This is a genomic window from Bailinhaonella thermotolerans (assembly GCF_003594875.1).
Taxonomy (GTDB): domain Bacteria; phylum Actinomycetota; class Actinomycetes; order Streptosporangiales; family Streptosporangiaceae; genus Bailinhaonella; species Bailinhaonella thermotolerans.
In genome coordinates, this window is sequence record NZ_QZEY01000002.1 from 566,586 (window position 1) to 579,129 (window position 12,544).

Genomic DNA, 12,544 nt, shown 5'->3' on the forward strand with positions numbered 1-12,544 from the left:
TAGGACTTTCCAGCGTCGTCATGGGGCAGCGTGCGGCGCTGGCGGCGCGCCCGGCATGAGTAGGGCCTACTCAACTTCGGCGGGTGACACGAGCAGGAGTTCGGCCAGCTCGGACCGGTCGTGCACGCCGAGCCGCTCGTAGATCGCGACCAGGTGGTTGCCGACCGTCCGGGCCGAGAGCACGAGCCGGTCGGCGATCTCGCGGTTGCTCAGCCCCGAGGCGGCGAGCTGCGCGATCTCCCGCTGGCGGGCGGTCAGGTTTGGCGCGGCCAGGTCCCGCAGGGCCGGGGTGCGCGCGTCCTCGCAGCGGCGCACCAGCGCCCACGCCCGTGTCCCCGCGGCCTGGGCGAGCCGTCCCCGGCCTGCGTCGCGATGGACGACGGCGGCCTGCGCGGCGGCCTCGGCGGCGAAGAGCGTCATCCCGCCCGCCGCGAAGGCGTCGGCCGCCGCGAGCAGCCCCGGCGCGTCCGCCGCGAGCGCCGCGCGGGCGTGGGCGAGGCAGAGCCGCACCCGCCGCCCGTCGTGGATCTCGGCCAGCTCCTCCAGCCGCGCCACCACGGCGGGGGTGACCCGGCCGAGCCGTACGACGTCGTGGAGGGCGGTGTACTCGAACCCGGGCAGCCCGTCCCCCCGGCACTCCTCCGCGACCTCCCGCGCCAGGTCCGCCGCGCGCCCCGCGTCGCCGTACGCCGCGGTGATCCACACGCGCGTCAGCCGTACCCAGCGGGTGAAGCCGGTCCAGGTGGCGCGGTTGCGGTGCACCGCCTCGTCCAGCGCCGCCCGCGCCGCGGGCCCGTCGCCGCGCAGGGCCAGCGCCAGGGCGTACGCCCCCATGCACCCGCCCACGGTCAGCGCGGTCCGGTGGTGGGCGGCCGAGTGCAGCACGCGGAGCGCGGTCGCGAGCCGCCCGCGCAGGATCGCCAGGTGCCCCTTGGCCAGCGCCAGGCTCCCCTCGCCCCGCGACCAGCCGCGCTGCCCGGCCGCCGCGGACTCCATCGAGGCGATCGCGGCCTCCATCACCGAAAGGTCCCCGGCGAACATCCCGCACATCGCCCAGGTCGAGTGCAGCGGCGACACGACGACGGGAGCGGCCTCCCGCCAGCGGGCCGCGTCCCCCAGCGCCTCGGCCACCCGCTCCCCCGCCTCCCGGGTCCGCCCGGCGTAGCACAGCGCGAGCGCGTACGCGCTGGTCATCTGGGCCCGCACCCCGGGGTCCCGGGGCGGGTCGGCCAGCAGCTCCGCACCCAGGCGCAGCGCCGTGCCCGGCCGCGCCGCCGAGGCCGCGAGGCCCAGCCGCCGCACCGCCACCTCCCGCCGCGCCTCGGCGTCCGCGACCTCCCGCTCGGCCCGGTCCAGCGACTCCATCGCCTGGTCGTACCGGTCCATCCCCCAGGCCAGGTTGTTCGCCCGCGCCAGCGCCAGGTCCAGCCGGACCCGCGCGAGCTCCCCCTCCCCGCCCGCGCCGCGCGCGGCCCGGAGCGCCCGCTCCTCCAGCCCGCCGTCCTCCCCCGAGCCGGTCTCCTCCCCCGAGCCCGTCCGCCCCTCTCCGCCGGGCCGCCTTCCCGCGCCCGGCCGCTCCCCGGTTCCCGGCCGCTCCCCGGTTCCCGCGCCGCGCCCGGGGCCGTGCCGTACGGCTCCCGCCCCCGCGGGGCCCGGCTCCCCGCCGCGCCCGGTAAGGCCCGGTACGGCTGCCGCCCCGGCCTCCTCCGCGCCGTGTCCCCGGCTCTCCGCCGCGCCGCCGGGACGCGCCCCCGCGCCGGTTCCGCCCGCCCCGGCGGCCTCCGCCCCGGCCGCGCCGGAGGCGTCGGAGGCGTCGTCCCCCGGGTCGCGCTCCCCCGGTCCCCGTACGGCGGCGCCCTCGGCGTCCCCCGCCCCCAGGAGGGTGCGGGCCTCGTCGGGGAGCTGGGCGTTGTCGAGGACGGTGGCGAGCAGGGCGGTGGCCTCGGGACCCCCGCCGGAGTCCACCGCCGCGCGGCCGAGGCGGATCGCGAGCGGGTAGTCGTGGGCCGCCCAGGCGAGACGGCAGGCGGTCAGGAGGGGCGCGGGGGCCGAGGGGAGGCCGCTCTCCAGCCGCCACACGACCAGGCGGAGGGCGTCGTCGCGGCGGCGGGCGCCGGTGGCCTGGAGCGCGGCGGCGAGGGCGGCGTACCGGCGGCGTCGCCGCAGGCCGGCGCAGCGGGACCGGGCGATCTCGCCGTACAGCGGATGGCCCAGGCAGACGAGCTCGCGGTGACCGTCGCGGACGACGCGGATCAGGCCGCGGTGCTCGGCCTGCTCGACGGCGGCGGGCGGGCAGAGGGCGGTGAGCTCGGCCAGGCCCAGGGGCTCGGCGAGCGCGGTGTACTCCAGGACGGCGGCCTCCTCCGGGGGCACGCCGCCGACGCGGTCCTCGACCAGCTCGACGAGCCGGGGGGTGAGGGGCGGGTCGCGGGTCAGCCGCCACATCCCGTCCTCGTCGCCGAGGGTGCCCGCGTCGAGGGCGGCGGTGACGATCTCGTGGAGGAGCAGGGCGTTGCCCTCGGTGGCCCGCCACAGCCGGTGCGCGGTGGCGTCGTCCACGAGCCCGCCGAGCGCGGCGGTCAGCACGGCCACGGTGTCCTCGCGGGTGAGCGGGCCCAGCTCGGACCGGACGAGCGGCCCGTCCTTCCACAGCCCCCGCACGCCCGGCGGCGCGGGCTCCCCCGTGCGCAGCGTGGCCACCGCGCGCGCCCGGCCCGGGTCCAGCAGGTAGCCGACGGCGGCGGCGGACCCGGCGTCGAGCAGGTGGGCGTCGTCGATCGCGAGCAGCAGGCGGCGGCCCCCGGAGCGGGAGGCGACGGCCTCGGCGGCCCAGCGCAGCGGGTTGGCCAGCCCGCGCGGCGTCCCGGCGGGCAGCAGGTGGGCGAGCGCGCCGTACGGGATCTCGCGGGTCGCGGCGGTGGCGCGGATGTGCGCGACGTACCAGCCGGAGGGGGCGAAGGTGGCCACCAGTTCGGCGGCGAGGCGGCTCTTGCCCACCCCCGCGGGGCCGGCGACCAGCACGCCGCGGGTCGCCGGGTCGTGCGCCAGGCGGGCGAGACGCTCGACCTCGCGCCGCCGTCCCGCGAACGGCCACCGTGCCATCGGCGCCTCCCCGCTTGTCGGGCGAAATCGCACCGATTATCGTCCCGGTGTGGAACGGTGGGGCGAACGATTCGCCGTGGAGTGCCCGCGTTGTGAGCGTAATACCGTAGCGCGCGCCGCGGACGGCCCGCACCGTGATTTCCTCCCGCCGGAACTCTCGCCGTATTCCGTGGCGGCCTGCCAGGGCTGCGGCCAGATCCTGCTGCTGCGGATCGGCGGCGTTCCCGGGCGCGCGGAGGGGCCCGGGAGAGCGGAGGGGCCCGAGGGGTCCGAGGGGGGTTCCGCCGAGGTGCTGTGGCCCGACCCCGGGGGCGCCACGCCCCCGGAGATCCCCGCCAGGCTCCGCCGTGAGCTGCGGGAGGCGCGCACCTGCCTGCGGGCCGGGGCGTACGCCCCGGCGGTGGTGATGGTGCGCCGCCTGATGGAGGGCGTGTGCCACGACCAGGGCGTCTCCGGCCGGGGACTGCACGCCTCCCTCGCCGAGCTGCGCCGCCGGGGCCTGATCGAGGGGCGGCTGCTGGCCTGGGCGCAGGGCCTGCGCATCGTCGGCAACGAGGGGGCGCACATCGCCGCCCCGCCGGTGACCCGGGCGGACGCCGAGGACGCCATCGCCCTCGCCGAGGCGCTGCTGGGTTATCTCTACGTTTTCTCCGCGCGATATCAGGAGTTCCGGCGGAGGCGCGGCGGAGAGCTCGCCCGCTTCGACATTCTCGATGATCCGGTACGGCGGGGCGCCCGCGCCAGGGAAACGCCGGCGATGCGAATCCTGCGGCGTTCCCGCGCGACGTTCAGAACGCATTCCTATTCCCACGATCCGTCCCGGCCGAAATCCCGGAAGGCGATCGCCGAGGAGCTCGGCGTCCCGCCGGAGAGGATGCTCAAGGCCGTGATCGTCTACGTGGACGGGAACGTCGCGGTGGCCGTCGTGCCGGTGGCCAGCGAGGTGGACGTGGACGCCCTCGCCCGCGCCCTCGGCGGCCGCCGCGCCCGCGTGGCCGGGCTGTCGGACCTGCGCCTGCTGGGCCAGGACGCCGTCAGCCCGCTCGGCCTGCCGCTGCGCGTGCCCACGGTCGTGGACGCCGCGGGCCCGCCCGGGGCCACGGTGTACGTCGCCAGCGGCCGCTCCGGCCTGGAGCTGGAGGTCTCCTGGTCCGACCTGGTACGGCTGACGCGCGCCGTCGCCGCCCCCATCGCCCGAGCACCGAGCTGACCGGAGGTACGCGCATGCGGGTCACGATCGGCGTCCACGCCGGCGAGGACGGCCGGGGCGCCGGGGACGCCGCCTGGGAGGAGCTGGTCTCCCTCGGCGACTGGCTGCGCGACGAGCCGGAGCTGCGCGGCCGGGTGGACCTGGCGCACGTCCCGCCCCCGCCGGACCGGATGGGCGCCGGGCCGCACGCGCTGGCCGTGGTGCTGGAGGACGAGCGGCAGCGGGCTGGGCTGGCGCGGTCGCTGGAGATCTGGCTGCGGCAGCGCGGGCCGGACGTGAAGATCATGGTGCGGGTCGGCGATCGGGTGGCCGAGATCGCCGGGCACGGGGACGTGGACGTGGCCGCCCTCCTGCGGGAGGCGCTGCGGGCCGCGGGAGAGCGAAGGTAGCCGTGCGCATGTTCGATCCGCGCGCCTCCCGCGCGGTGCTCATCGGGACCAGCCGGTACACCGGGGACCCCGGGCTGCACGCGCTGCCCGCCGTGCGCAACGGCCTGGCGGCGCTGGAGGCGATCCTGCTCGACACGGAGCTGTGCGGGCTGCCCCGCGACCGCTGCGTGGTGATCACCGACCCGTCCGACCCGCGCGAGATCGGGCTGGCGCTGCACGAGGCCGGGGCGGCGGCGGAGGACCTGCTGCTGGTGTACTACGCCGGGCACGGGCTGCTCGACCACCGGGGAGACCTGTACCTGGGGCTGACCGGGACGAGCGCCCGTCCCGCGGTCCTGCCGTACACCGCGGTGCCGTACGGGCTGGTGCGGGAGTCGGTCCGGGCGAGCCGGGCGGCGGCGCGGGTGGTGGTCCTGGACTGCTGCTTCAGCGGGCGGGCGATCGAGGCCGCGGCGGGGCCGGAGGCGGTGGTCGCGGGGCAGGTGGAGATCGAGGGGGCGTACACCCTGACGTCGAGCTCCCGCACGTCCACGTCGGTGGCGCGGGAGGGCTCGCCGTACACCGCCTTCACCGGCGAGCTGGTGCGGGTGCTGGGCGAGGGGGTGCCGGGCGGGCCGGAGCTGCTGACGCTGGACGTGGTCTACGAGGAGCTGCGGCGGGGGCTGGCGCGCGCCGGGCTGCCCGAGCCGCACGCGGGCTCGGTGCGCTCGGCCCACCGCCTGGCGATCGCGCGCAACGCGGCGGTCGCGCGGCCGGAGGAGGAGCCGGAGCCGGCCGCGGACGGGCGGCGGGGGTACGTCCCGGCGCTGGCGCTGCTGGCGGTGGCGGCGGCCCTGGCGGCCGCGGTCGTGATCACGCTGCTGCGCCCCGGCGGCCCGTCGCCCGCCGGTTGGGAGGCGGGCGGCGCCCCGCCCGGGGCGTCCCCGGGGCGGGCCCTCCCCTCGGTCCCGGCCGGCGCGGAGCCCGCCGGGACGGCCGGATCGGAGCCGGGCACGGCGCCCGGCACGGCGGGCGCGGGCAGCCCGGGGCCGCGCGGCGACCCGGCGGGCGCGTCGGCCTCGCCGGGGAGCGCCCCCTCCCCCCAGGGGAACCGCCCGACGGGAGCGCTCGCCGCGCAGCGGGTCCAGGTCCCCGACATCCGCGGGCAGCGGCTCCAGCCCGCGCGCAACCTGCTCGCCCGGATGAGCCTGGCCGAGGGCGAGCGCACCGAGGAGTCGTCGCGGAAGCCGCACGGGGTGGTGCTGCGGACCACGCCCCCGGCCGGGACGCGCGTGGAGCCGGGCACCCCGGTGGACCTGGTGCTGTCCCGGCACTACGACGACGTGCGGGACCTGCGCTGCCACACGGTGGAAGAGGTCAGGGCGTACGCCGCCTACCACGGCTTCGAGGCGGACCTGCGGGGCCTCGACACCGGCAACGAGCAGACCGACGTGGCCGGGAGCCAGGACCCGCCCGCCGGTCAGCGGCTCCACTCCGGCGAGACCCTGACGGTGACCTTCGAGCCCAGCCGGCAGGTGACCTGCCAGGGGCCGCGAGAGGCCCCGGCGGGGGAGGGCTGACCGGCTGACCGGGCGCGGCCGCCCGCGCCCGCTCACTCCTCGGGCGTGTACGCCTCGCGGAGCAGGCTCTCCGCGTGGTCCAGGTAGTCCGCGAGCCGGCGCTCGGCCTCGGCGACCTCCCCCGCCTCGATCAGGTCCAGCAGCTCCTGGTTGCGCGCCACGAACGGCTCGTGGAAGGCGCGCGGGTTCTCCATGACGTGGAACACCAGCCGCAGCTCGGCGAAGAGCTGCCGCATCACATCGTCCAGCCGGGGGCTGTCGTGCATGGCCGTGAGCGCCTGGTGGAACCGGATGTTGGCGGTGCCCACCTCGCGCCAGTCCCCCGCCGCCGCCGCGCGCCGGCCGTCCTCGATGGCCGCCCGCAGCGCCGCCACCGCGCCGGGCGGGGCCGCGGCGGCCCGCCGTACGGCCGCGCCCTCCACGACGCGGCGGACGCGGTAGACGTCGGCCACGTCGGCGGCGGTGAGCTTGCGCACGAAGACGCCGCGGTTGAGCTCGTGGACGAGCAGACGCTCGTGGGAGAGCAGCCGGAACGCCTCGCGCAGCGTGTTGCGGGACACGTTGAGCGCCTTGGCGATGGGCACCTCGTCCAGGCGGTCGCCCGGCTCGAACAGCCCGGCGGTGATCCGGGCGCGCAGGAGGTCGGCGACCTGCTCGGTGATGCTGGTGCGGCCGAGGAGGGAGCGGTCCTGGCGGAGTTGTGCGACGCCGTTCTCCGGGTCCATGCTCGGATTCTTCCACAAAGGTCTTGTCGGATTGTTGAACGATCCCTACCTTGAGGCAAAGGGGACCTCCATCGCAGAGGAGACCGGGGTCATGGGCAACTCCCCCAACCAGGCGCGGCGGGTCATCGTCGCCAGCCTCATCGGCACGTCGCTGGAGTGGTACGACTTCTTCCTGTACGGCACCGCGGCGGCCCTGGTGTTCAACAAGCTCTTCTTCCCGACGTTCGAGCCGCTCACCGGGACCCTGCTGGCGTTCACGACATACGCCGTGGGGTTCGTGGCGCGGCCCCTCGGCGGCATCGTGTTCGGGCACTTCGGCGACCGGGTCGGGCGCAAGAGCGTCCTGGTCGTCACGCTCCTGCTCATGGGGATCGCCACGTTCCTCATCGGCCTGCTGCCCGGGTACGGCGCGATCGGCGTCGCCGCGCCCATCCTGCTCGTGTCGCTGCGCTTCCTGCAGGGCCTCGGCCTCGGCGGCGAGTGGGGCGGCGCGGTGCTCATGTCGATCGAGCACGGCGACCGCGCCCGGCGCGGCCTCAACGCGAGCTGGCCCCAGGTCGGCGTGCCGATGGGCAACCTGCTCGCGGCGGCCGTGCTCGGCCTGATGTCGGCGGTGCTCCCCGAGGACGCCTTCCTGTCGTACGGCTGGCGCATCCCGTTCCTGCTCTCGGGCGTGCTGGTCCTCGTCGGGCTGTGGATCCGGCTCAGGGTCGAGGAGTCGCCGCTGTTCGCGGAGGTCGCGGCCGGGGAGAGGAAGGCGCGCATGCCGCTCGTGGACGTCGTCAGGGCCCACCCGCGCTCGCTCTTCTCGGCGATCGCCGCCCGCGTCGGGGTGGACGTGGCGTTCTACACCTTCACCCTGTTCATCCTGACGTACGTCACCGACACGGTCGGGCTGAGCCGGAGCGTGGGGCTCAACGCGGTGCTGATCGGCTCGGCGCTCCAGCTCGTGCTGATCCCGCTGTTCGGGGCGCTGTCGGACCGGTACGGCCGCCGGCCCGTCTACCTCGCCGGGGTCGTGGGCGCGGGGGTCTGGGTGTTCGCGTTCTTCCCGCTGCTGGACACCGGGTCGTACCCGGTGATCGTGCTGGCCGCCGTGGTCGCGCTGGTCACGCACGCGGCGATGTACGGCCCGCAGGCGGCGTTCATCGCCGAGCTGTTCAGCACGCGCCTGCGCTACAGCGGCGCGTCGATGGGCTACCAGCTCGCCGGGGTGCTCGGCGGGGCGCTGGCCCCGATCATCGCGCTCCGGCTCCTCGACGTGTTCGGGACGACGACCGCGATCTCGCTGTACGTGGTGGCGGCGCTCGCGATCACCGCCGCCGGGCTGGCGATCGCGCCCGAGACGCGCGACGTGGACCTCGCCGAGGGGCCCGGCGAGCGCCCGGCCGCCCCGGTGACCTGAGGCCCCGTGAGGCCCGGATGACGTGAGGAGGCCGCCGTGAGCCCCCGTGAACTGTTCGCCTCGCTGGCCGTGCTGGCGCGGCTCTACTCCCTGGCCGCCGGGATCCCGGTCGAGGCCGAGGCCCTGCTGCTGGCCTTCTCCCTGCTGACCTTCGGCTCCCGCCCGGGCGCGCTCCCGCCCGCCCTGCTCGCCCGGGCGGCCCCGGCGCTCGCGCGGGCGTCCGCCGCGCTCGCGCCGGGCCCCCGCCGGCGCCCGGCGGGGGCGGGCTCACCCGCGCAGGTCGTCGAGGACCCGGTAGATGCGCTTGTCGGAGACCGGGCGCGGGGTGCCGAGGGTCTGCGCGAAGTAGCTGACGCGCAGCTCCTCGATCATCCACCGCACCTCGCGCAGCGCGTCGGGCACCGGGCGGCCGGGCCGGATCCGGTCCAGCTCCTCCTGGTATGCCTCGCGCACGTGGGCCACCTGCTCGGTCAGCTCCCGGTCGCGGGCCGGGTTCTCCGGCAGCTTCTCCAGCCGGCGCTCGATCGCCCGCAGGTAACGCAGCAGGTCGGGCAGCCGGTCGAACCCGGTCGCGGTCACGAACCCGGGGTAGACCAGCCCGGCGAGCTGCTCGCGAACGTCCGCCAGGGAACGCTCCAGCACCGGCCCGCGCAGGCCGGACAGCCGCACCTCGGCCTCGTGCGCGACCGCCAGCACCCGCTCCACCCGGGCCACGACCTCGATCACCGTGTCGGTCAGGTCGGCCCGGACCTTGTCGCGCAGCGCGGCGAAGCCCGCCTCGTCCCGGGGCGGCCCGCCGTACCGCGCCATCAGGGTGTCCACGGCGCAGGCCACGCAGTCGTCGAACAGGGCGGCGGCGTTGCGGTGGGGGCCGCGGCTGAGCGCGAGCTTGGCCGTGTTGGACAGCCGGCCGAGCACGAACTTGGCCGGTGAGGGGATCGTGAGCAGGAGCAGCCTGCGGGTGCCCGCCCAGGTCGCCCGCCGCTGCTCCTCCTCGGTCTCCAGCAGCTTGACCGCGACGCTGTCGCCCTCGTCCACCAGGGCCGGGTAGGCCTTGAGGCGCTTGCGCTCGAACCTCTCGGGAAGCGTGCCGAAGTCCCAGGTCTTGAGGCCGCGGCGCTCCAGCTCCTCGCCCGCGCCGGAGAGCGTCTCGCGCATCTTGGGCTTGAGCCGCTGCTTGAGCGCGAGCAGGTCCTTGCCCTCGGCGATCTTGCGTTTGCGCTCGTCGATCACCCGGAACGTGATGCGCAGGTGGTCGGGGACCTTCTCCCAGTCCCAGTCGTCCTCGGAGATCGCCGGGCCGCCCATGCGCCGCAGCTCCCGCGCCAGCCCGTCGGTCAGCGTGCCCTCGCCGGGCGTCAGCCGGGCCAGGGCCGCGCGGGCGAAGTCGGGGGCGGGGACGTAGCTGCGGCGGATCTGCTTGGGCAGGGCCCGGATCAGGGCGGTGGCCAGGTCCTCGCGCAGGCCCGGGATCTGCCAGTCGAACCCGTCGGGCGAGACCTGGTTGAGCACCGGCAGCGGGATGTGCACGGTGACCCCGTCGGCCTCGCCGCCCGGCTCGAACTGGTAGGTGAGCCTCAGCCGCAGCCCGCCCTGCCGCCAGGTGTCGGGGTAGTCGTCGCGGCTGACCTCCTCGCCGCGCATGAGCATGGCCTTCTCGAAGTTGAGGAGGTCGGGGTTCTCCTGCCGCTCGCGCTTCCACCAGGCGTCGAAGTGCCGCGCGGACACCACGTCGGCCGGGACGCGCTCGTCGTAGAACTCGAACAGTGTCTCGTCGTCCACGAGGATGTCGCGGCGGCGGGCCCGGTGCTCCAGCTCCTCCACCTCGTCCAGGAGCCTGCGGTTCTCGGCGAAGAACTTGTGGTGGGTCTGCCAGTCGCCCTCGACCAGTGCGTGCCGGATGAACAGCTCGCGCGAGGTCTCCGGATCGATCCGGCCGTAGTTGACCTTGCGCTGCGCCACGATGGGCACGCCGTACAGCGTGACCCGCTCGTGGGCCATGACCGCGCCCTGGGTCTTCTCCCAGTGCGGCTCGCTGTAGGTGCGCTTGACCAGGTGCTGGGCCAGCGGCTCGATCCAGTCCGGCTCGACGCGGGCGGCGATGCGGGCCCACAGCCGGGTCGTCTCGACCAGCTCGGCGGCCATCACCCAGCGCGGCGGCTTCTTGAACAGCGCCGATCCGGGGAAGACGGCGAACCTGGCGCCGCGCGCGCCGAGGTACTCCTGCTTCTCGGCGTCCTTGAGCCCGATGTGGGACAGCAGCCCCGACAGCAGCGACACGTGGATCTGGTACGGCGACGCCGGCGTGTCGTTGAAGGTCACGCCGAGGGTCCTGGCGACCTGGCGGAGCTGCCCGTGGACGTCCTGCCACTCGCGGACGCGCAGGTAGTTGAGGAACTCCTGCTTGCACAACCGGCGGAACTGGCTCGACGAGAGCGCCCTCTGGCGTTCCTGGAGGTAGTTCCAGAGGTTGAGGTACGTCAGGAAGTCAGAGGCCTCCTGATCGGACTTATCGGATTTCTCCGGCTTGTCGGGGGCGATGAAGCGGCGGTGCTTCTCGTCGGCGGCCTGCTGCTTGTCGGCGGGGCGCTCGCGCGGGTCCTGGATGGACAGGGCGGCCGCGATCACCATGACCTCGTTGACCGCGCCGTTCTTGTCCGCCTCGATCACCATGCGGGCCAGGCGCGGGTCCACAGGGAGCTGGGCGAGCTTGCGGCCGAGCGGGGTGAGCGCGTTGTCCCCGTCGAAGGCGTTCAGCTCGTGCAGCAGCGCGACGCCGTCCTTGACCTGGCGGCGGTCCGGCGGGTCCACGAACGGGAACTTCTCGATGTCGCCCAGCTTCAGCGCCGACATCTGCAGGATGACCGAGGCCAGGTTGGTGCGCAGGATCTCCGGGTCGGTGAACTCCGGCCGGCCCAGGAAGTCCTCCTCGGAGTACAGCCGGATGCAGATGCCGTCGGAGGTGCGGCCGCAGCGGCCCTTGCGCTGGTTGGCCGACGCCTGCGAGATCGGCTCGATCGGCAGCCGCTGCACCTTGAGCCGGTGGCTGTAGCGGGAGATGCGCGCGGTGCCCGGGTCGATGACGTACTTGATGCCGGGCACCGTCAGCGACGTCTCGGCGACGTTGGTGGCCAGCACGATCCGCCGCCCGGAGTGCGGCTGGAAGACGCGGTGCTGCTCCCCCGCCGACAGGCGGGCGTACAGCGGCAGGATCTCGGCGTCCTTGCGCTTGGCCAGCGCGTCGGCCGTGTCGCGGATCTCCCGCTCGCCGGACAGGAAGACCAGGATGTCGCCCGGGCCCTCGGCGCACAGCTCGTCCACGGCGTCGCTGATGGCCTGGATCTGGTCCTCCTGCTCCTCCTCGATCGGCCGGTAGCGGGTCTCGACCGGGTAGGTGCGGCCGGACACCTCGATGATCGGGGCGTCGCCGAAGTGCCGGGAGAACCGCTCGGGGTCGATCGTCGCGGAGGTGATCACGATCTTCAGGTCGGGCCGCCTGGGCAGGAGCTGCTTGACGTATCCGAGGATGAAGTCGATGTTGAGGCTGCGCTCGTGCGCCTCGTCGATGATCAGCGTGTCGTACTGCCTGAGCTGCCGGTCCGTCTGCATCTCCGCGAGCAGGATGCCGTCGGTCATCAGCTTGATCATCGTGCCGTCGCTCACCTGGTCGGTGAACCGCACCTTGTAGCCGACCTTCTCCCCCAGCGGCGTGCGCAGCTCCTCGGCGATGCGGTCGGCCACGGTGCGCGCCGCGATCCGCCGCGGCTGCGTGTGCCCGATCAGCCCGCGCACGCCCCGGCCCGCCTCCAGGCAGATCTTCGGGAGCTGCGTCGTCTTCCCCGACCCCGTCTCGCCCGCGACGATCACCACCTGGTGCTCCCTGATCGCCGCGAGGATCTCGTCCTTGCGCCGGCTGACCGGCAGTTCCTCGGGGTACGTCGGGGACGGCGCGGAGGCCCGCCGCGCCTCGACCCGCGCCTCGGCGGCCTCGACCTCGGCGGCGAGCTCTCCCAGGATGGTGTCCCTGGCCTTGGGGTTGCGCACCTTGCGTACGCCGTCCACGCGCCTGCGCAACCGGTGTTCGTCACGCAAGGTGAGACCGGGCAGGCGGGACTGGAGGTCGGAAAGCGGAGATCTCATACGGAGTCCAGGAT

At 75.2% G+C, this 12,544-nt stretch carries 7 protein-coding genes; 4 read left to right on the forward strand and 3 right to left on the reverse strand.

Annotated features, from left to right (window positions below; translation table 11 throughout):
- Positions 1-66: 66 nt before the first annotated feature.
- Positions 67-3,102, reverse strand: coding sequence for a helix-turn-helix transcriptional regulator (locus D5H75_RS43990; RefSeq protein WP_119925623.1), 3,036 nt, complete (start codon positions 3,100-3,102; stop codon positions 67-69).
- A 169-nt stretch (positions 3,103-3,271) separates the two neighbouring features.
- On the opposite strand from D5H75_RS43990, the gene D5H75_RS40820 reads away from it, so the two are divergent.
- The 3 genes from D5H75_RS40820 to D5H75_RS07710 are packed head-to-tail and all read left to right on the forward strand — an operon-like array spanning position 3,272 to position 6,260.
- Positions 3,272-4,312, forward strand: a complete 1,041-nt coding sequence (locus D5H75_RS40820; RefSeq protein WP_202637921.1) for a DUF4145 domain-containing protein — start codon at positions 3,272-3,274, stop codon at positions 4,310-4,312.
- A gap of 14 nt (positions 4,313-4,326) precedes the next feature.
- Positions 4,327-4,701, forward strand: a complete 375-nt coding sequence (locus D5H75_RS07705; RefSeq protein WP_119925624.1) for an effector-associated constant component EACC1 — start codon at positions 4,327-4,329, stop codon at positions 4,699-4,701.
- A gap of 8 nt (positions 4,702-4,709) precedes the next feature.
- The gene (locus D5H75_RS07710) at positions 4,710-6,260 is read left to right on the forward strand and encodes a caspase, EACC1-associated type (RefSeq protein WP_147425085.1); all 1,551 of its coding nucleotides are present in this window, start codon (positions 4,710-4,712) and stop codon (positions 6,258-6,260) included.
- Positions 6,261-6,292: 32 nt separating this feature from the next.
- Here the strand turns inward: D5H75_RS07710 and D5H75_RS07715 are convergent, their stop codons facing one another.
- Complete coding sequence (locus D5H75_RS07715; RefSeq protein WP_119925626.1) at positions 6,293-6,985, reverse strand: GntR family transcriptional regulator; 693 nt, start codon at positions 6,983-6,985, stop codon at positions 6,293-6,295.
- Between the two features lie 91 nt (positions 6,986-7,076).
- On the opposite strand from D5H75_RS07715, the gene D5H75_RS07720 reads away from it, so the two are divergent.
- A complete protein-coding gene (locus D5H75_RS07720; RefSeq protein WP_119925627.1) occupies positions 7,077-8,390 on the forward strand; it encodes an MFS transporter in 1,314 nt (437 codons plus the stop codon).
- Between the two features lie 267 nt (positions 8,391-8,657).
- Here D5H75_RS07720 and hrpA read toward each other — a convergent pair whose 3' ends face one another.
- A complete protein-coding gene (hrpA, locus tag D5H75_RS07725; RefSeq protein WP_119925628.1) occupies positions 8,658-12,530 on the reverse strand; it encodes an ATP-dependent RNA helicase HrpA in 3,873 nt (1,290 codons plus the stop codon).
- Positions 12,531-12,544: the final 14 nt, after the last annotated feature.